The organism is Blastococcus sp. TF02A-30, from assembly GCF_003319185.1.
In the GTDB taxonomy this organism is placed as follows: domain Bacteria; phylum Actinomycetota; class Actinomycetes; order Mycobacteriales; family Geodermatophilaceae; genus Blastococcus.
The window spans coordinates 58,084-77,418 of sequence record NZ_QOHJ01000002.1; the positions used below are offsets into that span (position 1 = coordinate 58,084).

Annotated in this window: 23 protein-coding genes; 13 read left to right on the top strand and 10 right to left on the bottom strand. The window is 74.7% G+C overall.

Annotated features, from left to right (window positions below; genetic code table 11):
* The first annotated feature begins 67 nt into the window (after positions 1–67).
* The 3 genes from DQ241_RS04615 (at position 68) to DQ241_RS04625 (ending at position 4,610) form a co-directional block, all read left to right on the top strand.
* The gene (locus DQ241_RS04615; protein ID WP_199584090.1) at positions 68–1,795 is read left to right on the top strand and encodes a SulP family inorganic anion transporter; all 1,728 of its coding nucleotides are present in this window, start codon (positions 68–70) and stop codon (positions 1,793–1,795) included.
* 4 nt (positions 1,796–1,799) lie between these two features.
* Positions 1,800–3,626: a phosphoenolpyruvate carboxykinase (GTP) gene (locus tag DQ241_RS04620; RefSeq protein WP_233492211.1), complete on the top strand. Its 1,827-nt coding sequence runs from the start codon at positions 1,800–1,802 to the stop codon at positions 3,624–3,626.
* A 102-nt stretch (positions 3,627–3,728) separates the two neighbouring features.
* The gene (locus DQ241_RS04625) at positions 3,729–4,610 is read left to right on the top strand and encodes a DUF817 domain-containing protein (RefSeq protein WP_113829015.1); all 882 of its coding nucleotides are present in this window, start codon (positions 3,729–3,731) and stop codon (positions 4,608–4,610) included.
* Here the strand turns inward: DQ241_RS04625 and DQ241_RS04630 are convergent.
* Positions 4,543–5,034, bottom strand: coding sequence for an FBP domain-containing protein (locus tag DQ241_RS04630; RefSeq protein WP_113829016.1), 492 nt, complete (start codon positions 5,032–5,034; stop codon positions 4,543–4,545). The genes DQ241_RS04625 and DQ241_RS04630 overlap by 68 nt on opposite strands.
* A 294-nt stretch (positions 5,035–5,328) precedes the next feature.
* Here DQ241_RS04630 and DQ241_RS04635 point away from each other — a divergent pair, with 294 nt between their 5' ends.
* A complete protein-coding gene (locus tag DQ241_RS04635; RefSeq protein WP_113829017.1) occupies positions 5,329–6,000 on the top strand; it encodes a SemiSWEET transporter in 672 nt (223 codons plus the stop codon).
* Positions 6,001–6,048: 48 nt separating this feature from the next.
* Positions 6,049–6,225 carry a hypothetical protein gene (locus tag DQ241_RS20505; RefSeq protein ID WP_158545871.1) on the top strand — a complete coding sequence of 59 codons (177 nt, stop codon included), beginning with the start codon at positions 6,049–6,051 and terminating at the stop codon, positions 6,223–6,225.
* On the opposite strand, the gene DQ241_RS04640 is transcribed toward DQ241_RS20505, so the two are convergent.
* Genes DQ241_RS04640 through DQ241_RS04645 form a run of 3 tightly spaced genes read right to left on the bottom strand, consistent with a single transcriptional unit; the run spans position 6,180 to position 8,743 of the window.
* Positions 6,180–7,655 carry a serine hydrolase gene (locus DQ241_RS04640; RefSeq protein ID WP_233492212.1) on the bottom strand — a complete coding sequence of 492 codons (1,476 nt, stop codon included), beginning with the start codon at positions 7,653–7,655 and terminating at the stop codon, positions 6,180–6,182. The two genes, DQ241_RS20505 and DQ241_RS04640, sit on opposite strands and share 46 nt — an antisense overlap.
* Positions 7,652–7,822, bottom strand: coding sequence for a hypothetical protein (locus tag DQ241_RS20810; RefSeq protein WP_199584092.1), 171 nt, complete (start codon positions 7,820–7,822; stop codon positions 7,652–7,654). Before DQ241_RS20810 ends, DQ241_RS04640 begins: the two co-directional genes overlap by 4 nt.
* A 57-nt stretch (positions 7,823–7,879) precedes the next feature.
* Positions 7,880–8,743, bottom strand: a complete 864-nt coding sequence (locus tag DQ241_RS04645; RefSeq protein ID WP_113829019.1) for a hypothetical protein — start codon at positions 8,741–8,743, stop codon at positions 7,880–7,882.
* Positions 8,744–8,986: 243 nt separating this feature from the next.
* On the opposite strand from DQ241_RS04645, the gene mgrA reads away from it, so the two are divergent.
* From mgrA to DQ241_RS04665, 4 genes are all read left to right on the top strand, one after another.
* A complete protein-coding gene (gene mgrA / locus DQ241_RS04650) occupies positions 8,987–10,021 on the top strand; it encodes an L-glyceraldehyde 3-phosphate reductase (RefSeq protein WP_113829020.1) in 1,035 nt (344 codons plus the stop codon).
* 110 nt (positions 10,022–10,131) lie between these two features.
* Positions 10,132–10,992: a lysophospholipid acyltransferase family protein gene (locus DQ241_RS04655; RefSeq protein ID WP_113829021.1), complete on the top strand. Its 861-nt coding sequence runs from the start codon at positions 10,132–10,134 to the stop codon at positions 10,990–10,992.
* Positions 10,993–11,047: 55 nt separating this feature from the next.
* On the top strand, positions 11,048–11,257 hold the full coding sequence (locus tag DQ241_RS04660; RefSeq protein ID WP_113829022.1) for a DUF4177 domain-containing protein: 210 nt from the start codon (positions 11,048–11,050) through the stop codon (positions 11,255–11,257).
* A complete protein-coding gene (locus DQ241_RS04665; protein WP_233492213.1) occupies positions 11,254–11,766 on the top strand; it encodes a DUF4334 domain-containing protein in 513 nt (170 codons plus the stop codon). The genes DQ241_RS04660 and DQ241_RS04665 overlap by 4 nt, the downstream gene beginning before the upstream one ends.
* Here DQ241_RS04665 and DQ241_RS04670 read toward each other — a convergent pair.
* Genes DQ241_RS04670 through DQ241_RS04685 form a run of 4 tightly spaced genes read right to left on the bottom strand, consistent with a single transcriptional unit; the run spans position 11,750 to position 14,336 of the window.
* Positions 11,750–12,163: an arsenate reductase ArsC gene (locus DQ241_RS04670; protein WP_113829023.1), complete on the bottom strand. Its 414-nt coding sequence runs from the start codon at positions 12,161–12,163 to the stop codon at positions 11,750–11,752. The two genes, DQ241_RS04665 and DQ241_RS04670, sit on opposite strands and share 17 nt — an antisense overlap.
* Positions 12,164–12,196: 33 nt before the next feature.
* Complete coding sequence (locus tag DQ241_RS04675) at positions 12,197–12,847, bottom strand: arsenate reductase ArsC (protein ID WP_113829024.1); 651 nt, start codon at positions 12,845–12,847, stop codon at positions 12,197–12,199.
* Positions 12,844–13,971, bottom strand: a complete 1,128-nt coding sequence (arsB, locus tag DQ241_RS04680) for an ACR3 family arsenite efflux transporter (RefSeq protein ID WP_113829025.1) — start codon at positions 13,969–13,971, stop codon at positions 12,844–12,846. The genes DQ241_RS04675 and arsB overlap by 4 nt, the downstream gene beginning before the upstream one ends.
* On the bottom strand, positions 13,968–14,336 hold the full coding sequence (locus DQ241_RS04685) for a metalloregulator ArsR/SmtB family transcription factor (protein ID WP_113829026.1): 369 nt from the start codon (positions 14,334–14,336) through the stop codon (positions 13,968–13,970). The genes arsB and DQ241_RS04685 overlap by 4 nt, the downstream gene beginning before the upstream one ends.
* 108 nt (positions 14,337–14,444) lie before the next feature.
* On the opposite strand from DQ241_RS04685, the gene DQ241_RS04690 reads away from it, so the two are divergent.
* Positions 14,445–14,927, top strand: a complete 483-nt coding sequence (locus DQ241_RS04690; RefSeq protein WP_113829027.1) for an ArsI/CadI family heavy metal resistance metalloenzyme — start codon at positions 14,445–14,447, stop codon at positions 14,925–14,927.
* Between the two features lie 77 nt (positions 14,928–15,004).
* Positions 15,005–15,928, top strand: a complete 924-nt coding sequence (locus tag DQ241_RS04695) for a hypothetical protein (protein WP_113829028.1) — start codon at positions 15,005–15,007, stop codon at positions 15,926–15,928.
* A 10-nt stretch (positions 15,929–15,938) separates the two neighbouring features.
* Here the strand turns inward: DQ241_RS04695 and DQ241_RS04700 are convergent, their stop codons facing one another.
* A complete protein-coding gene (locus DQ241_RS04700) occupies positions 15,939–16,460 on the bottom strand; it encodes a DinB family protein (protein ID WP_113829029.1) in 522 nt (173 codons plus the stop codon).
* A gap of 93 nt (positions 16,461–16,553) precedes the next feature.
* Here DQ241_RS04700 and DQ241_RS04705 point away from each other — a divergent pair, with 93 nt between their 5' ends.
* Complete coding sequence (locus tag DQ241_RS04705) at positions 16,554–17,528, top strand: YafY family protein (RefSeq protein ID WP_113829030.1); 975 nt, start codon at positions 16,554–16,556, stop codon at positions 17,526–17,528.
* Positions 17,529–17,538: 10 nt separating this feature from the next.
* Positions 17,539–18,342 carry an SDR family oxidoreductase gene (locus DQ241_RS04710; RefSeq protein WP_113829031.1) on the top strand — a complete coding sequence of 268 codons (804 nt, stop codon included), beginning with the start codon at positions 17,539–17,541 and terminating at the stop codon, positions 18,340–18,342.
* A gap of 1 nt (position 18,343) precedes the next feature.
* On the opposite strand, the gene DQ241_RS04715 is transcribed toward DQ241_RS04710, so the two are convergent.
* On the bottom strand, positions 18,344–19,273 hold the full coding sequence (locus DQ241_RS04715; RefSeq protein WP_147252327.1) for a GGDEF domain-containing protein: 930 nt from the start codon (positions 19,271–19,273) through the stop codon (positions 18,344–18,346).
* Positions 19,274–19,335: the final 62 nt, after the last annotated feature.

The window sequence follows — 19,335 nt, forward strand, 5'->3', positions numbered from 1 at the left end:
TGTTTGACGGATCCATCAAGTCGTAAAGTGATGTCGTGCCCCTCGGCGACCTCGCGCGGAAGCCGGCGTGACCGGCGCCCGCAGGGGCGCGCTGACCCAGGCGCTGCGCCCCCTGACCCGGCTGCTGCCCCGGCGGGCGGACTACGCGGGCCTGCGGCGTTCCTGGCCCCGCGACCTGGCGGCCGGCGTCACGGTGGGCGTCGTCGCCCTGCCGCTGGCCCTCGCCTTCGGCGTGGCCTCGGGCGTGGGTGCCGCCCCGGGACTGATCACGGCGGTGGTGGCCGGCGCCGTGGCCGCGGTCCTCGGCGGCTCGTCACTGCAGGTGTCCGGCCCGACGGGGGCCATGACCGTCGTCCTCGTCCCGGTGGCCGCCGAGCACGGCGCGGGAGCTGTCTACCCGGTCGCCGTCATGGCCGGCGTCCTCGTGGTGGCGGCGGCGGTGCTCCGGCTGGGCCGGCTGCTCGCCTACGTTCCCTGGCCCCTGGTGGAGGGCTTCACGCTCGGCATCGCGGTCGTGATCGCCGCGCAGCAGGTGCCCACCGCCCTCGGCGTGGCCCCGCCCGGCGTCGAGAACGCCGCCGGCGCCGCGGCGGTGGCGGTCGCCCGGTTCGCCGCCCGGCCCGACTGGCCGGTGCTCGCCCTGCTGGCCACGTCGGTGCTGCTCACCGCGCTGCTGCCACGGGTGCACCGCGCGCTGCCGGCGAGCCTGCTCGCGGTCGCGCTGGTCACGGTCGTCGTGGAGCTGTCCGGCGTCGAGGTGGCTCGGATCGGCTCGCTGCCGTCGTCGCTCCCCGTGCCGTCGGTGCCCGACCTCGGGGCGGCGCCGGAGCTGGTGGGTGCGGCGCTGGTCGTCGCCTTCCTCGCCGCGCTGGAGAGCCTCCTGTCCGCCCGCGTCGCCGACGGCATGAGCGACGCCCCGCGGCACGACCCCGATCGCGAGCTGTTCGGCCAGGGCCTGGCCAACATCGCCTCCGGGCTGTCCGGCGGGCTGCCGGCCACCGGCGCGATCGCGCGCACGGCGGTCAACGCCCGGGCCGGCGCGACCACCCGCGTGGCTGCGCTGACCCACGCGCTCGTGCTGGCCGCGATCGTGTACGCGGCGTCCGGCCTGGTCGGTCGCATCCCGCTGGTCGCGCTGGCCGGGGTCCTCCTGGTCACCGCCTACCGGATGGTGGAGCGGAGCACCGTGCGGGCGGTGCTGACCTCGACCCGCAGCGACGCCCTCGTGTTCGTCCTCACCGCGGCAGCCACCGTCGCCTTCGACCTCGTCACCGCGGTGGAGCTCGGCCTCGGCCTGGCCGTCCTGCTCGCCGTCGCGCGGCTGGCCCGGACCGCGCGCGTCGTCCCCGAGCCGCCGGTGGCCGACGGTGTCGACAGCGCCACCGAGCACGCGCTGCTCCAGGGCCACGTGCTCACCTACCGCCTGGACGGACCGTTGTTCTTCCCCGTCGCCGACCGCTTCCTCCGGGAGCTGACCGCGGTGGCCGACGTCCGCGTGGTCATCCTGCGCCTGGGGTCGCTGGCAGCGCTGGATGCCACCGGCGCCCGCGCGCTGGGGGAGATCACCGACCGCCTGCACCGCCGGGGCACCACCGTTCTCGTGAAGCTGGCCAGCGAGGAGCACCGGCGACTGCTCACCGCGGTCGGCGCGCTGGAACCGCTCGTCGAGCGGGGGCACGTCTTCGCTACCTTCCCCGAAGCGGCGGTGCACGCCGCCCGGCACGTCGCGGCCGCACCGTCCTCCGATTTGAGTCTGCTGGTTCCGAACGAGAAGGTGAGTTGTGATCAACGTTGATCAGGTGCTCGAGACCGCAGGTGTGACCAACAGCCATGTCCGGGAGTTCGTGCGGCGGTACGCCGAGCTGACCGGCGCGGCCCGGGTCGAGGTGATCAACGCCGAGGACGACGCCCGCCTGCTCCAGGAGGCGCTGGACGCCGGCGAGATCCTGCCGGCGGGGGAGGGGCGCTACTACTCCCGGAGCTACATCAAGGACACCGCGCGCTCGGAGGAGCGCACCGTCGTCGCCACCAGCGACCCCGCCGACGAGGGCGTCTACAACAACTGGCGGCCCTCCTCGGAGATGAAGCCGCTGCTCGAGGAGCGCATGCGCGGCGCCTCGGCCGGCAAGACGATGTACGTCGTCCCCTACCTCATGGCCCCGCCGGGGAGCCCCCTGGAGCCGTTCGCCGCCGGCGTCGAGCTCACCGACACCCGCACGGTCGTGCTGCACATGATCCGCATGGCCCGGGTCGGCGTGGACCACGTCAACCACCTGGCGGACCAGAACAGCTTCGTGCGCGGCGTGCACGTCACCGGCGACCTGGAGAACCTGGGCCAGGGCACGCCCGAGGACCAGCGCTGGTTCGTCACCGTCGCCGACGAGCGGACGATCCTGCACTACGGCTCCTCCTACGGCGGCAACGCGCTGCTCGGCAAGATCGCCCACGGTCTGCGCCAGGCCACCTACGACGGCCAGGCGTCGGGGAAGTTCCTCGCCGAGCAGTTCCTGCTCCTCGGCATCACCGACAAGCAGACCGGCCGCACGTACCACATCGCCGGTGGCATGCCGAGCGCGTCGGGCAAGACGAACCTGGCCATGATCCTGTCGCCCGACGCACTCGGTGACCGCTACCAGGTGCACTTCTACGGCGACGACATCGCCTGGCTGTGGGTGGACTCCGAGGACGGCCGCGTCTACGCGATCAACCCCGAGTACGGGGCCTTCGGCGTCGCCAAGGACACCAACGAGGTCACCAACCCCACCGCCGTCCAGGCCATCGCCGAGGGCACCGGGACGATCTTCACCAACGTCGCCTACAACGAGCTGACGCAGGACGTCTGGTGGGAGGGCAAGACGCCCGAGCCGCCGGCCGACGTCACCGGCTGGCGCGACTGGACGGGGGCACTGATCTCCGAGCGGCCGGAGGGCGCGGAGAACTCGCCCTGGGCGCACCCGAACAGCCGGTTCACCACCACGCTGGCCAACATCCCGAACATCGCGCCGGACTACGAGAACCCGAAGGGCGTGCCGGTCGACGCGATCATCTTCGGCGGGCGTACCCGTGACCGGGAGCCGCTGATCCGCGCGATCACCGACCTCGCCGAAGGCGTCTACGACGGCCTCACCCTGGGCGCGGAGGCCACCTTCGCCGCCGAGGGCACCGAGGGTGTGCTGCGCTACGACCCCATGTCGATGCGTCCGTTCATGGCCTACCCCGAAGGCCGCTACGCCGCGCACTGGCTGAAGGTCCTCGGCGCCGCCAAGGACGGGCCGATCTTCGCCCACGTGAACTGGTTCCAGCGCGGCGAGGACGGGCGCTTCCTGTGGCCGGGCTACCGGGACAACCTGCGTCCGCTGCTGTGGCTCATGCAGCTGCGCAACGGCGAGGTCACCGGACGGCGGACCCCGGTCGGCATCGTCCCGGTCAAGGAGGAGCTGCAGCTCGAGGGCATGGAGGACCTGCGCCAGGACGACCTGGACACGCTCCTGTCCATCGACACCCGTCGCTGGCGGCAGGAGATGGAGCACCGCGAGGAGCACCTGAAGCTGTTCCGCGACCTGCCGGAGGAGATCTGGACGGCGCACCGCCGCGTCGCCGCCGCGCTGGAGGCGCACGACTCCTGACCCTTGACTGATCCGACCGGACCGGGGCACGGGTGGCGGCAGCCGCCCGTGCCCCGGCGTCGCTTCCGGGAACGGCGGGTCCGCTGGCCTAGCGTCGGCGGTGTGCGGCAGCTGCTCCGGTTCGCGTGGCTCGAGGCGCAGTGCTGCCTGTTCGCCGTCCTCTTCTTCGCCGGCCTCGCGGCGGTCCGCGTGCTGCCGCTGCCGCTCGACCCGGCCGACGCCCTGCTGGTCTGGTGCCTCGGCGTCACCGTCGTCCTCTGGCTGGTGCGCTGGGAGACCGGGCGGGAGGTGGCCGTCATCTTCGGCTTCCACCTGGTCGGGCTCGCCCTCGAGCTGTTCAAGGTCGCGCAGGGCTCGTGGTCCTACCCCGACACCGGGCACGCGGCCATCGGCGGCGTCCCGCTCTACAGCGGGTTCATGTACGCGGCCGTCGGCAGCTACGTGTGCCAGGCCTGGCGCCGCCTCGACCTGCGGATCACCGGCTACCGGCCGTGGGCGACCGCCGCGGTCGCGGCCCTGGTCTACCTCAACTTCTTCACCCACCACGTCACAGTCGACGTGCGGGTCCCGCTGGCGCTGGTGCTGCTGCTGGTCACCCGCCGTGCGTGGGTGCACTTCACCGTCGGCCGGCGCCGCTACGCCATGCCGCTGGCGGTCTCCTTCGGGCTGATCGGCTTCTTCCTCTGGCTGGCCGAGAACGCCGCGACGCTGCTGCGGGCCTGGCAGTACCCGTCGCAGGAGTCGGTGTGGACCCTCGTGCACGCGTCGAAGCTGGGCTCGTGGTCGCTGCTGGTCGTGGTCAGCATCGTGCTGGTGGCAGCGGTCAAGGCCTACGAGGGCACGCTGTACGGCAGCCCGGCCGACCGGACCGTGCTGCGCGGGTACGACCCGCCGCCGGAGCTGGCTCGGCCGGCGGTCAGCGGCGGACCGACTCCAGGAAGCCCAGCACCCGCTCGTGCAGCTCGAACGAGCGCTCCTCGATGACCTCGGCCGGATCGCGCTCCTGCAGCCACGGGGGGATCTCGGTGCGCACCCGCCGGGAGCACGCCAGGTCGGCGCAGATGTAGGTGCCGACCGTGTTGCCGTTGCGGCCGGCCTCGCCCATCCGCTTGGCCGTGAACAGCGAGATGCCGTCGGCGGACCGCGGGGTCTGGCACAGCAGGCACATCGCCGAGCGCCGGGCCGACATCCGGGTGTCGGCGGCGCGCACCGCGATGCCCACCGGTTCGCCGTCGACCTCCACCACCAGGTAGCCGCGCAGCGGCGCCTTCGGGTCCCGCCAGCCGAGCACCTCCAGCTCGGCCCAGTCCAGCTCGTCGAACTCCTTGGGCAGCGTGAGCGCGTTGGCCTCGCCCTTCGAGCAGTTCACGAACGAGCGCCGCACCTGCTTCTCCGTCAGCGCCTGCACCGTTCCTGCTCCTCCGTCGTCCGATCCGCTCCCGGGCCGTCGGACAGCATGCGCGACGACGGGCGGTCCGTCAGCCGATTTACGGACCTGGACCGGCCGCCGCGACGGAGGTCACAGGACGATCAGGCCGTTCCCGTTCCGGTCACGAACCGGTAACGCCGAGAACCCTCCTGGCCGCGCGTGGCCCGCGCCCTCCGGGCGCCGCTCATCGAGGAGCGCACGCGAACCGGTGCGCGGGTGATCCCCGCCGGCGGCCACGACCGTGCTGTCTCTCGAACGGAATCCCGCTCCACCATGTCCGCCGTCCTCGGCGTCCTCGCGTCCACCTTCAGCATCGCCCTCGTCTGGCCCCAGGTCTGGCTCTCCTGCCGGCACCGGCGCACCCGCGGCCTGTCGCCCACCAGCGCCTGGCTGGCCGTCGCGCTCAACCTCTGCTGGCTGGTCTTCGGCCTGCTCACCGGCGACCTCGCGCAGACCCTCACCAACGCCGTCGTCGGCGCGGCGAACACCGCCGTCCTCGGCGCGCTGCTGCTCACCCAGCCGGAGCTGCGCACCCGCGCGGCCCTGCTGCGCACCGCGTCCGGCGCCGCGTGCCTGGCCGCGCTCGCGGCCGGCAGCGTCGTCGCCGTCGTCCTGCTCGATGCGGTGCCCGCGGCCGTGGGCGCCCCTCTCGCCGCCGTCGCCTCGGTCGTCGGCGCGGCCGCCGCCCTGCCGCAGCCGGTGAGCCTGCTGCGCGACCGCAGCCAGGACCTGTCCGGTCTCTCGCCGGCGCGCTGGCACCTCGGTGCCGCCTCCTGCGCCTCCTGGGCGGGGTACGGGTGGCTGGTCGACCAGCCGGCGGTCGCCCTCTCGGCCGGCTTCGGTCTGCTCTGCGCGCTCGTGGTCTGCTCGGTGCTGCGCAGCCGCGTGCCCGGCGCGCCCGTCGTGCCGATCGGCGGCCGGCGCGCGGTGCTCGCCGCCGCCTGACAGCGGGACGGGCTGGACGGCGTGAGGTCTCTCGGCCAGGGTGGCGGCATGAGCGAGAACCGGTTCGCCGTCCCGCTGGAGGAGTTCGAGGCACGCACCCACGTGCCGGTCACCGACCAGGTCGAGGTGCAGGCCGAGATCCGGCAGCCACCGGCCGGCTGGACGACCGACCCGCTGCCCTACGGCGACGGGATGGGCGGCGACATCGACGGCGACGGCGACTGAGCCCAGCCGACCCGGGTCATCGCCGACCGCCGCCGCAGGAACTCCTCGACCGGGCGGCTGGTCACCCCGGCCAGCCGGATCGCGGTGACCCGCCCGGCGGCGTCGCGCTCGACCGGCACCCGCTCCCCGGACGCCCCGAACCCCGGCTGAGCAGCGACCCGCAGCGTGCTGGCGTCGAGCACCTGCAGCTCCTCGACGGTGGGCAGCGGGTCCGGCGCGGTCGGCCGCAGCAGCACCAGCCGGCCGCCCAGCTCGGCGACGTCCAGCAGCCCCCACAGGCCGGCGAACCGGCCGGTGAAGGACGCCAGCGGCGGAGCGTCCGCGGGCGGGGGAGGCACCTCGGTGCGTGGGGAGAGCGCGACGTCGACCAGCCTGACCAGGCCGACGGCCAGCTCGTGCGCCGGGCCGTCGATGGCGTTGGTGAGCACGCTGACCACCAGCCGGCCGACCGGGTCGACCAGGGTGAGCGTGATGTGCCCGGGGTAGCCGCCGCTGTGCCCGACCAGCTGCCGCTCCCCGACGGTCATGAGCTCCAGCCCGAGGCCGTACCGGCCGATCTCGCTGCCGTAGGCGGTGACCACCGACTCCAGCCGCTGCATGAGCCGCTTCGAGTCGTCGCCGATCAACCGCTCGTCGCCGAGGTAGTGCGCCGCGCCGTAGGCCGACAGGTCCTCGGCCGTGGAGTAGAAGCCGGTGGCCGCGGCCATGGCCCGGGTGTCGACGTGCTCGATGACCTCGCGGGTCCCCTCGCCGAGCAGCAGCCCGGTGTGCCCGGCGGCGAACTCGCCCGCCCGCGCCGGGTCGTACTCCGCACCGGTGTCGCGCAGCCCGAGCGGCTCGAGGATCGCTGCCCGGGTGTGCTCGGCGTACGTCGTGCCGGTGACCGCCTCGATCGCCAGCCCCAGCAGCGCGTAGCCGGTGTTCGAGTACTTGAAGTGCTCGTTGCGGGCGTGCACCGCGCCGGCCCGCAGCACCTCCGCGACCACGCCGGCGCGGTCGGGGAACGGCGTCCCGAGCTGCCAGAAGTCGGCGTGCTCGCCGTCGCGGATGACGCCGGACTGGTGCCCGAGCAGCTCGCGCACGGTGGCCCGGCCGACCGGGGAGCCGGCGAGCTCGGGCACGTGCTGCGCGATCGGGTCGTCCAGCCGCATCCGCCCGGCCTCGACCAGCTGCAGGACGGCGGTCGCGGTGAAGGTCTTCGAGTGGGAGGCGATCCGGAACAGGTGCCGCGTGGTCAGCGGCGCGCCGGACACCGCGTCGGCCAGGCCGACGGCGGCCGACAGCACCAGCTCGTCCCCAGAGCGCATCGCCACCTGGACGCCGGGCACCCGGCGGTGCGCCGCCTGCGCCTCCACCCAGGAGCGGAGGTAGCCGGATGCGGCGCGCAGCGTCGCGGTGCGCGCCGCCGGCGCGTCGGGGGAGCCGGTCACCACCCGCGCGGCAGCGTCTTCCGGTCGCGCTTCGTCCAGCCCAGCGCCGCGGTCGCCACGAAGAGCAGACCGCCGAGGAGGGCCAGCCAGAACAGGCCCTTGATGATCGCGCCGATGAGGCTGATCGCCAGCCAGAGCACCAGCAGCAGCCCGATGACACGCAGCACGGCAGCTCCCCGGATCGACAGGTCGGACGCCGCCAGCCTAGGGGGTGCGTCCCCGGGTCAGACGGGTTCGGCTTCCGGACGGCGGCCGGGCCCGGGAGCCGGAACGGCGGGCAGCAGCTGGGTGCGGTCGACCGGCTGCGCACCGGCCGGCGTCCGGTGCACGACCATCGGCCGGCTCTGGTGCACGACCTCCGGCTCCGGCTCGGCGTCGACGGGTGCCTCGACGGCGCCGTCCGCCAGGGTCCGCAGCGCCTGGTCGGTCCGCCCGGCCAGCGCGTCCAGCACGGCGCGCAGCTCGGTGCCCCGCCGGTGCAGCTCCGCCACCCGCGACTCGGTCTCGGCGAGGCGGCCCGCCGCGGCGTCCAGGGCCTCGGCCACCCGCGCCGCCGCGGTCTCCTGGGCCGCCGCCACGACCTGCTCCGCCTCCGCGCGCCGGGACGCCGCGTCGGCCTCCAGCTTCTGCGCGCGGCGCAGCGTGAGGTCGGCCTCCGCGCGCGCCGACCCGACGATCTCCTCGGCCTCGGCCCGGGCGGAGGCGACGATCTCGGCCGCCTCGGCCGCGCCGGCCTCGCGCACCGCGGTCGCCTCCTCGGTCGCCAGGCGCAGCATCTCGGCGAACCGCTCCGAGAGGCGCGCGTACTCGGTGGCCTGGCCGGAGGTCGCCGCGCGGTCGCGGAGGGCCTGCAGCTCGGCGCGGTGGGCGGCGGCCCGGGCGGCCTGCTCGGCGGCCGCCTGGCGGGCGGCGGCGAGCTCGGCCTCGGCCCAGATCACGTAGTTGTCGACCTGCACCCGGTCGTACCCGCGCAGCGCGGTGCGGAAGTGCGGGCCGGGGTCGTCGAGCAGCTCGTCGAGGTCGCCGTCCAGGTTGGGACGACGGGGCGCCGACCCTGCCTCCTGCGAACGGTCGGCCTGCACCGTCATGTCGTCTCCTCTGCGCGGGGGAAGAGCGCCGGGCACCTGCTCGGCGCCGGTCCGCCCCGATTCTCGACTGCCCGTCCACGTTCCGCACAGCCCACCCCGCACGACGGCGGTCCCCGCGTGCGCGGCGTCACAGCGGCTCGCCGGGCGGTGGCGAGCGCCGTCGCGCTGCGGATGGGGAGCATCACGCAGCGGATCCGCAGGCCCCCGGCGGCGGCGCCGGCGGGCAGGAGGAAGGATCGGGGCATGGCCTACTCCGCCGCCGACGCGCGCTACGACTCCATGACCTACCGCCGCACCGGTCGCAGCGGTCTCGACCTGCCGGTGATCAGCCTGGGCCTGTGGCACAACTTCGGCGACGACGTGCCGTTCGACCGGCAGCGGGCGATCCTGCGCCGCGCCTTCGACCTCGGCATCACGCACTTCGACCTGGCGAACAACTACGGCCCGCCCTACGGCTCCGCCGAGGCGAACTTCGGCCGGCACCTGGCCGAGGACTTCCGCCCGTACCGCGACGAGCTGGTGATCAGCACCAAGGCCGGCTGGGACATGTGGCCCGGCCCGTACGGGCAGGGCGGTGGCTCGCGGAAGTACCTGCTGGCCAGCCTCGACCAGTCCCTGGGCCGCATGGGCCTGGACTACGTCGACATCTTCTACTCGCACCGGCCGGACCCGACGACGCCGCTCGAGGAGACGATGACCGCCCTCGACACCGCTGTCCGCTCGGGGAAGGCGCTGTACGCCGGCATCTCGTCCTACTCCGCGCAGGACACCGCCCGGGCGGCGGCGATCCTCGCCGACCTCGGGACGCCCCTGCTCATCCACCAGCCCTCGTACTCGATGCTCAACCGCTGGATCGAGTCCGACCGGCTCCTCGACACCCTCGAGGACGTCGGCGCCGGCTGCATCGCCTTCTCGCCCCTGGCGCAGGGCATGCTCACCGACAAGTACCTCGACGGGATCCCCGAGGGCTCCCGCGCCACCCAGGGCAAGTCGCTGTCGACGGACCTGCTGACCGACGAGGCGCTCACCCACATCCGTGCGTTGAACGACCTCGCGGGGGAGCGCGGCCAGTCCCTCGCCCAGATGGCGCTGGCCTGGGCGCTGCGCGACCCGCGGCTGACCACGGTGCTGATCGGGGCGAGCAGCGTGCGGCAGCTGGAGCAGAACGTCGGCGCCCTGGGCAACCTGGCCTTCACCGACGACGAGCTGGCCGCCATCGACCGGCACGCCGTGGACAGCGGCATCGACCTCTGGGAGGGCGCCCGCACCGCGGGCTGACCCGCTCCGCCGCCCGAGGTGCCGACGGGCTCCTGACCCGGCATCCTGTCGGCCGGCCGCGTGACCTCGCAGGTCGCACGGCCGTTGTCCTTCAGAGACGAGGGAGCAGCATGGCCGACAACATCCTCAAGCGGCTCATCGACTGGCGGGTCGGTGCCGCGATGGAGCCGCACCCGCCCAACGAGACGCTGCTCAAGCTGCAGCAGCCGTTCTACGACCTGCTCAACAAGTGGTACTTCCGCCTGGAGGTCGAGGGCTGGGACCGGGTCCCCGACCGGACCTGCCTGGTCGTCGGGGGGCACTCCGGCGGGGCGCTGACCATGGACGCCTGGACCCTGGTCAACGCCTGGCACACGCACTTCGAGGGTCGGCGCCCGCTGCACGGCACCGCGCACGACGTGCTCATGGCCGCGCCCGGGCTGGGTGACTACTTCCGGGCCGTCGGGGTCATCGCGGCCAACCGGCGGAGCGTGTCGGCGGCCCTGGACCGGGGCGAGGACGTCGTCGTCTGGCCGGGCGGCGAGGTCGACTCCATGCGCAGCTGGCGGAAGCGGGACGTCGCCACCCTGGCCGGGCGCACCGGCTTCGTGAAGCAGGCGATCCGGTCCGGCGTCCCGATCCTCCCGGTGGCCACGGTCGGTGGGCACGACACGGTGTTCGTCGTCTCCGAGGGCAAGTGGCTGGCCGACGCGCTGGACCGGGTCACCGGGCTGAAGAAGACGCTGCGCGGGGCCAACCTGCCGATCATCGCCGGCTTCCCGTTCCCGGTGGCGGTCGAGGTGCTGCCCGCGCACGTGCCGCTCCCGGCCAAGATCCGCACCGAGCTGCTCGACCCGGTCGAGGTCGACGCCGACCCCGACCGGGCCGACGACGAGGCCTACGTGCAGAAGATCTACGGCCAGGTCGAGGCGGAGATCCAGGCCGGCATGGACCGGCTGGCGGCCAGGCGGACCCTGCCGGTGCTCGGCTGACCCCTCGACGTCCGCGGCCCGGCCCGGCAGGCTGGCGGCGACCCGAGGAGGACGCATGGCAGCGCGCTACGAGTACAAGGTCGAGGAGCTCCGCGAGGGGATGATCGGCGGCAAGATGTCCGGCGGGAAGCTGGAGAGGGTGCTCAACGAGCACGCCCGCGAGGGCTGGCAGCTCAAGGCGATCACCTCGGTCGAGGTGAAGGGGAGGATCGGTCCCGGCGGGGTCGAGGGCGTGCTGGTCACCTTCGAGCGACCCGTCGCGTGAGCCTGGCGCTGCGCGAGCGGGAGCAGGTCCTGGCGGAGTTCGACGCGGCGCCGGCGGTCGCGGTCGAGGAGATGCTCGGCCGGTGGCGGGGGAGCGGGGTGCCCACCGGCTCGCCGCTGGACGGGCTGCTGGAGTCCTACGGCTGGTACGGCAAGGAGTTCGTCGACACCGAGACCGTGCACCCGCTGCTGTTCGGCACCCGGTCCGGCCCGCGGCCGGTCGACCCCGCGCTGGTGCCGATCGGCGTCCTGCGCGACCGGCCCGCGGTGGCGCACGCCCGCGCCACCCGGCTCGCCTTCCGCGCCGTCCGGCCGCTGGTGACGACGACGAAGCCGCGGGCCCGCCTGCGCGCCGTCGAGCACCGGGGCGTCGTGACGGCGGCGATGGTCTACGACGCGCTGCCGATCATCGACGTCTTCCGGCGGGTGGACGACGGCTCGGTGCTGGGCCTCATGGACCTGCGCGGCCTGCCCGAGCCGTTCTTCTTCCGGCTCACCCGCGAGGGCTGACCCCCAGCTCGCCGAGCAGACCCCGGATCCGGCCCTCGATGTCGTCGCGGATGGGACGGACGGCCTCGACGCCCTGGCCGGCCGGGTCGTCGAGCTGCCAGTCCAGGTAGCGCTTGCCGGGGAAGACCGGGCAGGCGTCGCCGCAGCCCATGGTGATGACGACGTCGGAGGCCTCGACCGCGTCGGTGGTGAGCACCTTCGGGCGCTCCTCGGCGATGTCGACGCCGACCTCCGCCATGGCCTGGACCGCCGCGGGGTTCACCTGGTCGGCGGGCAGCGAGCCGGCGGACCGGACCTCGACGGCGTCGCCGGCCAGGTGCCGCAGCCAGCCGGCGGCCATCTGCGAGCGGCCGGCGTTGTGCACGCAGACGAACAGGACGCTGGGCTTGTCGGACACGGGTTCCTCTCGTCGGGATCGGGTCAGTGGGGGTCAGGCGGGCGCGGGCTGCAGCTCGGTCAGCAGCGCGCGCACCCGGGCGTCGATGTCGTCGCGGATGGCGCGCACCTCCCCGACGGTCAGCCCGGCGGGGTCGCGCACCTGCCAGTCGAGGTAGCGCTTCCCGGGGTAGACCGGGCAGGCGTCGCCGCAGCCCATGGTGACGACGACGTCGGCCGCGCGGACGACGTCGTCGTTCAGCGGCTTGGGGAACTCGGCACCGAGGTCGACGCCGAGCTCGGCCATGGCGGAGACGACCGCGTCGTCGACGGCCGGTGCCGGCTGGGAGCCGGCCGAGCGGACGTGCACCCGGTCGCCGCCGCGCAGCTGCAGCAGCCCGGCGGCCATCTGCGAGCGGCCGGCGTTCTGCACGCAGACGAACAGGACCTCCGGGACCTCGCGTGCCACCGCGCCCTTCGCCTGGGCCAGCGCGGTGAGCCGCTCGGTGGCGAACCGGGCGGTCAGCGCCGGCAGGTGGGCGGTGACCCGGGCCGTGCGGGCCAGCGCCGTGTAGGACTCGAAGACGTAGCGGTCCACGGTCTCGCGGGCGAAGACCCCGGCGAAGCGGGCGCTGAGGTCGTCGGCGAGCCGGTGCAGCGACGCCTCGGGGGTGAGCAGGCCGGGCAGCGACTTCTCGGTGGTCATCGAGCGCTCCGGGGAGAGGGGGTGGGGACGGTGGGATCGCCGGGGAACCAGCGCCGGGCGGCCCAGAGGGCGACGTAGACCAGGCCCACCAGCACCGGCACCTCGATCAGCGGGCCGACGACGCCCGCGAGCGCCTGCCCGCTGGTGACCCCGAAGGTGCCGATGGCCACGGCGATGGCCAGCTCGAAGTTGTTGCCGGCCGCGGTGAAGGCGAGCGTCGCCGTCTTCGCGTAGCCCAGCCCCAGGCGCATGCCGAGCAGGAAGGACCCGCCGAACATCAGGGCGAAGTAGGCCAGCAGGGGCAGTGCGATCCGGGCGACGTCCCAGGGCCGGGAGGTGATCGCATCGCCCTGCAGCGCGAAGAGCATGACGATCGTGAACAGCAGCCCGTACAGCGCCAGGGGGCCGATCCGCGGCAGGAAGCTCCCCTCGTACCAGGCGCGGCCCCGCCGCCGCTCGCCGATCGTCCGGGTGAGGAAACCTGCGACCAGCGGGATGCCGAGGAAGACCAGGACGCTGAGCACGATCGCCCAGACGCTGAACTCCGCCGAGGTGGTCTCCAGGCCCAGCCAGCCGGGCAGCACCTGGAGGTAGAACCAGCCCAGCGCCGCGAAGGCGGCGATCTGGAACACCGAGTTGATCGCGACCAGCACCGCGGCGGCCTCGCGGTCACCGCAGGAGAGGTCGTTCCAGATCAGCACCATGGCGATGCAGCGGGCCAGCCCGACGATGACCAGGCCGGTGCGGTACTCGGGCAGGTCGGGGAGGAGCAGCCAGGCCAGGGCGAACATCAGCGCCGGCCCGACCACCCAGTTGAGCACCAGGCTGGCGCCGAGGAGGGCCCGGTCGCCGGTGACGCGGTCCAGCTCGGAGTACCGCACCTTCGCCAGCACCGGGTACATCATCAGCAGCAGCCCGACGGCGATCGGCAGGCTCACGTCGCCGACCTCGACGGCGGACAGCGCGTCGTCCAGGCCGGGCACCCAGCGGCCCAGCGCGAGGCCGAGGGCCATCGCCGCGAGGATCCAGACCGGGAGGAACCGGTCGAGGGTCGACAGCTTCTGCAGGACCGGGGCGTCGGCGGGTGCGCCGGCGCGGGCGGTCTCGCGGACGGCGTCGCTCACGCCGGCGCCAGGGCGGTCGTGTCGAACAGGCCGGCGATCGCGGCGAGGGCCGCCGGGCGCACGGAGTAGTAGACCCACACCCCCCGCTTCTCGCGGTCGAGCAGCCCGGCCGAGTGCAGCACCTTGAGGTGGTGGCTGATCGTCGCCTGGGTCAGCTCGAAGGCGTCGTTGAGGTCGCACACGCACGCCTCGCCGGACGCGCTCGAGCCGATCAGGCTCACCAGGCGCAGCCGCACCGGGTCGGCCAGCGCCTTGAGCAGCGGGGCCACCTGCTCGGCCTGCTCGGCGGACATCGCCGTGCCCGAGAGCGGGGTGCAGCAGGCCAGCCCGGGGTCGCTCATCGTCGTCTCCTCGTCGGTGGACATCGGCGCCCATCGTAACGACAGACATCGTATTGACAAGTGTCGATGTCCGGTGTTCATTCTGCGTTCAGACATCGACGTCCGTCGATGTCCTCACCCCAGGAGGTTCCCGTGTCCCGTGTCCAGCTCGCCCTCCGCGTCGCCGACCTCGACGCCGCCGTCGGCTTCTACTCGCGGCTGTTCGGCACCGAGCCGGCCAAGCGCCGCCCCGGCTACGCCAACTTCGCCGTCGCCGAGCCGCCGCTGAAGCTCGTGCTCCTCGAGGGCGAGGCCGGCGAGCCCACCCGGATGGACCACCTCGGCGTCGAGGTGGCCACCACCGACGACGTCGCCGCAGCCACGAACCGGCTGGCCGACGCGGGCCTGGCCACGCGGGTGGAGGACGGCACCACCTGCTGCTACGCCGTCCAGGACAAGGTGTGGGTGAACGGCCCCGGCGGCGAGCCGTGGGAGGTCTACACCGTCACCGGGGGCGCGCGCCCCGACCTGGAGGGGAAGACCGCCACCGACCTGTCGGCGGTCGGCGGCGACGGGAGCTGCTGCCGGCCGGAGGGATCGGGCACCGACGCCCGCCTCACGGCCTCCTGCTGCTGATCCGGCGATCTCCGCGCGCTCGTGGCGATCCGGCGTCGGTCGCCACGAGCGCGCAGGGTTCGGGCAAGCTGGACGGCGTGGAGTTCGACGAGGTCGCCGACGAGCTGTACGCCGTTCCGCCGGACGACTTCATCGCGCTGCGCACGACCCGGCAGGACGAGGCCAAGGACGACGGCGACCGCGCGCTGGCCAAGGCGATCGGCGGGCTGCCCAAGCCCTCGACCGCGGCGTGGGTGTGCAACCTGCTGGTCCGGGCCCGGCGCGCGGAGATCGAAGGGCTCGTCGAGCTGGGCGGGCTGCTGCGCGAGGCCCAGGAGAACCTGGCCGGCGACGAGCTGCGCGCCCTGAACAAGCAGCGCGCCCAGCTGCTCAACGCCCTCGGCCGGCAGGCGGCGGCGCTGGCCCGCGAGCAGGGCCACCGGGTGAGCACCGCCATCGCCGGTCAGGTCGAGGACACGCTGCGCGCCGCCATGGCCGATCCGGAGGCGGGGGAGGCGCTGCTGTCCGGCCGGCTCACCGGGGCGTTGTCCTACAGCGGGCTGGGCACCGTCGGTCGCCGTCCCGACCTGCGCGTGGTCCGGCCCGAGGAGCCGGCGCGGCCGGCTCCGGCGCGTTCGGCGAAGGCCCGCGGGGACGCCGAGCAGCGCCGCCGGGAGCGCGAGGAGGAGCGCCGCCGGGCCGCCGAGGAGCAGCGGCGCACGGAGCTCGCCCAGGCCCGCGCGGCGCTGGAGGACGCGGAGGAGACCGCCGGGGAGGCGCGCGCCGCCGCGGAGGAGGAGCGCCGGGCCGCGGAGGCCGCCGACGACCGGCGGGTGCGCACCCGCGCCCGGGTGGCCGAGCTGTCCGAGCAGCTGGCGCAGGCCGAGCGCGAGGACGCCGAGGCCGACGCCGAGCTGAAGCGCGCCGAGCGCCGCAGCCGCACCGCCGAGCGGGAGGCGGCCGACGCCGAGGCCGCCCTCGAGACGGCTCGCGCGAGGCTGGCCGAGCTCGAGGAGGGCTGACCCCGGACCCTCACCCCATCGTCTTCTGCCCGTCCAGCGACTCCCGCAGGATGTCGGCGTGGCCGGCGTGCTGCGCGGTCTCGGCCACGATGTGCAGGAAGACCCGCCGGGCCGACCGCCGGGCGCCCGGCGCGAACCACGGCGCCTCGGGCAGCGGGTGCGAGAGGTCCAGGTCAGGCAGGGTGCGCACCAGCTCGTCGGTGCGGCGGGCCACCTCCTCGTACCCGGCCAGCACGCCCTCCAGCGTCTCCTCGGGGAGCAGGCGGAAGGCGTTCGCCCAGGCCTCGTAGCCGGCGTCGTCGGTGGGCGGGGCCATCGCGTCGGGCCCCTCGAGGACGAACCGGGCCCACTGCGCCTCGGTGTGCGCGACGTGCTTGACCAGCCCGCCCAGGGTGAGCTCGCTGGCGGTGGTGCGCTGCCGGGCCTGCTCGTCGGTGAGGCCCTGGACGGTGTACCGGAGGAAGGAGCGGTGGGCGGCCAGCGTCTCGAGGAGGTCGGCGCGCTCGCCGGTGAGGGCGGTGGAGGTGGTCATGGGGGAGTCCTTTCGTCCCGGGAGGTCCGTCACCGACCACGCTAGGGACCATCGGTGCCAGATTCTGGCCGCGATGGGGGAGGATCTGCGGTCGTGACCGGGACCGGGAACCGCACCCTGCGGCTGCTCTCGCTGCTCCAGCAACGCCGGCAGTGGGGCGGTGGCGAGCTGGCTGAGCGGCTGGGGGTCTCGCTGCGCACGCTGCGCCGCGACGTCGAGCGGCTGCGCGACCTCGGCTACCCCGTCGACGCGCAGCCCGGCGTCGACGGCGGGTACCGGCTGGCGCCCGGGGCCTCGCTGCCCCCGCTGGTGCTCGACGACGACGAGGCCGTGGCGCTGACCGTCGGGCTCCAGGCCGCCGCGCAGAGCGCAGTCGCCGGCATGGCGGAGGCATCGGTGCGCGCGCTGACCACCGTGACCCAGGTGCTGCCGCCCCGCCTGCGGCGCCGGGCGGACGCGTTGCGGGCCGTCACCGTGCCCGCCGCCTGGGGCGCCGCCGGCCCGGCCGTCGACCCGCAGGTGCTCACCGCCGTCGCCACCTCGTGCCGCGACACCGAGCGGCTCGAGTTCGGCTACACCGCCGGCGACGGGGCCCGCACCGAGCGGCTCACGGAGCCGTTCCGCCTGGTCGCGCACGGCCGGCGCTGGTACCTGGTCGCCTACGACCTGCACCGCGGCGACTGGCGCAGCTTCCGGCTCGACCGGATCGGGCAGCCGCGCGGCACCGGTCAGCGGTTCTCCCCGCGGACGCTGCCCGGCGCGGACGCGGCCGCCTTCGTGCGGCGCGGGCTGGAGGGCCAGCGGCCGTCGGGGCACGTGATGGAGGCGGAGGTGCACGCCCCCGCCGAGGAGGTGCGGGCCCGGCTCGGGCCGTGGGCCACCGTGGAACCGGTGGACGACGGGCGGTGCCGGGTGCGGATGGAGACCCACGACCTCAGCTGGGCGGCGCTGGCCCTGGGCTCGGTCGGGGCGGAGTTCACGGTGCTCTCCCCACCGGGGCTGCGCGACCTGCTGGCCGACTGGGCGGGGCGGTTCCACCGGGCTGCGGACCGCGCCGGCCCTGGCTAGCGTCGGCTCCGTGGACGGCACCCCGCGCACCGCGATCGTCACCGGTTCGGAGTCCGGCATCGGGCGGGCCGTCGCCGTCGCCCTCGCCGAGCAGGGCTGCGACGTCGGCGTCACCTGGTACCGCGAGGAGGAGGCGGCCGAGGAGACCGCCCGGCAGGTGCGGGACAGGGGCCGGCGCGCCGAGGTGCGCCACCTCGACCTCACCCGGCTGCCGGGCGCGGCCGACGTCGTGGACGAGCTGGCCGAGGCGCTGGGCGGCGTCGACGTCCTGGTCAACGACGCCGGCACCGGGCACATGACGCCGCTGCTCGAGCTGGACCTCGCCACCTGGCGCGAGGTCCTGGCCACCGATCTGGACGGGGCCTTCCTCTGCCTCCAGCGCGCCGCGCGGCGGATGGTCGCCGCGGGCCGGGGCGGGCGGATCGTCAACATCACCAGCGTGCACGAGCACGCGCCCCGCGTCGGGGCCGCGGCCTACTGCGCGGCCAAGGGCGGGCTCGGGCTGCTCACCAAGGTGGCCGCGCTGGAACTGGCCGAGCACGGCATCACGGTGAACGCGGTGGCGCCGGGCGAGATCGCCACCGCCATGACCGGCCAGGAGGACGAGGACCCGACCGCGCCCGGGCACGAGCGGCCCGGGGTGCCGATCGGCCGCCCGGGGCACGCCCGCGAGGTGGCCGCCGTCGTCGCCTTCCTGGCCTCACCCGCGGCCGGCTACGTGACCGGCGCGTCGTGGCCGGTCGACGGCGGCATGCTCGAGATGGGGCCGATGGCCGGCTCGCACCTGGAGTCCGGCGACTGGCGCCGCGGCTGACTCACGCGCGCCGGCTGCTCCGCTTGCGCGCGTAGAGGTGGGCGTCGGCGCGGGAGAGCACGTCGGGGAGCGGTTCGCCGCGACGGGCGACGGCCAGGCCCACGGTCCAGCCGAACGGGTGGGCGTCCTGCAGCCGGCCGAGCAGCTCCCAGGCGCCGGTCTCGTCGGTGGCCGGGAGGCACAGGACGAACTCGTCGCCGCCGTACCGCCCGAGCAGGTCGGCGTGCCGCAGCCGCTCACGCCACCGGGTGGTCAGCTCGCGCAGCAGCGCGTCGCCGGCGCCGTGCCCGTCGCGGTCGTTGACCAGCTTGAAGTCGTCCAGGTCCAGCAGCGCGACGCACAGCGGCTCGCCGGTGCGCTGCGCCCGGGACAGGTGGCGGGCCGCCTCGGCCTCCCAGGCCCGGCGGTTGGCCACCCCGGTCAGCGGGTCGGTGCCGGCCGCCGCGCGCAGCTGCCCGGCCAGGCGGCCCTGCGCCTCGGTGAGCGCGACGACGGTGCAGACCAGCGCCAGCCACGGCACCAGGAACCCGGTGGGCTCCGCGGCCAGGGCGCCCAGGCTGGTGACGGCGACCAGGAACGCGGTGTGCGCCCGGGCGGCCGGCAGCCACAGGAAGTGCGCGGCGTACAGGGCGACCGCGGTGATCACCGGGCCCAGGGCGACCACCCCGACCGGCGTCGCGGACCGCCAGGCCAGGACGGCGACGAGCAGCGCCACCAGCGCGAGGGCGGAGTGCACCACCCAGGGCCGCAGCGGGTGCGGCCAGAGCGCCAGCGCGCCGCCACCCACGACCCCCACCGTGCCGAGCACCCAGAGGAGCCCGATCGGGGCGTCGGGGTTCATCGGCCAGGCGGCGCCGGCGTAGCAGAGCCCCCCGCCGACGAGGTACAGGACCGCCAGCAGGGTCGCCGGCGCTCCGCGTCCGCTCTCCATGCCCGGCATCTTGACCCGCCGACGGCGATCACGGGGAGTTCCGAGCCCTCCCGTTCGGGTGA

What these genes read in the sequence shown, in the direction of transcription:
- DQ241_RS04700 (WP_113829029.1), bottom strand. Translation starts at nt 16,460, where the DNA reads ATGACCACCTCCACCGCCCTCACCGGCGAGCGCGCCGACCTCCTCGAG.
- DQ241_RS04675 (WP_113829024.1), bottom strand. Translation starts at nt 12,847, where the DNA reads ATGACCACCGAGAAGTCGCTGCCCGGCCTGCTCACCCCCGAGGCGTCG.
- DQ241_RS04655 (WP_113829021.1), top strand. Translation starts at nt 10,132, where the DNA reads ATGGCCGACAACATCCTCAAGCGGCTCATCGACTGGCGGGTCGGTGCC.
- DQ241_RS04660 (WP_113829022.1), top strand. Translation starts at nt 11,048, where the DNA reads ATGGCAGCGCGCTACGAGTACAAGGTCGAGGAGCTCCGCGAGGGGATG.
- DQ241_RS04685 (WP_113829026.1), bottom strand. Translation starts at nt 14,336, where the DNA reads ATGTCCACCGACGAGGAGACGACGATGAGCGACCCCGGGCTGGCCTGC.
- DQ241_RS20505 (WP_158545871.1), top strand. Translation starts at nt 6,049, where the DNA reads ATGAGCGAGAACCGGTTCGCCGTCCCGCTGGAGGAGTTCGAGGCACGC.
- DQ241_RS04635 (WP_113829017.1), top strand. Translation starts at nt 5,329, where the DNA reads ATGTCCGCCGTCCTCGGCGTCCTCGCGTCCACCTTCAGCATCGCCCTC.
- DQ241_RS04645 (WP_113829019.1), bottom strand. Translation starts at nt 8,743, where the DNA reads ATGACGGTGCAGGCCGACCGTTCGCAGGAGGCAGGGTCGGCGCCCCGT.
- mgrA (WP_113829020.1), top strand. Translation starts at nt 8,987, where the DNA reads ATGGCCTACTCCGCCGCCGACGCGCGCTACGACTCCATGACCTACCGC.
- DQ241_RS04715 (WP_147252327.1), bottom strand. Translation starts at nt 19,273, where the DNA reads ATGGAGAGCGGACGCGGAGCGCCGGCGACCCTGCTGGCGGTCCTGTAC.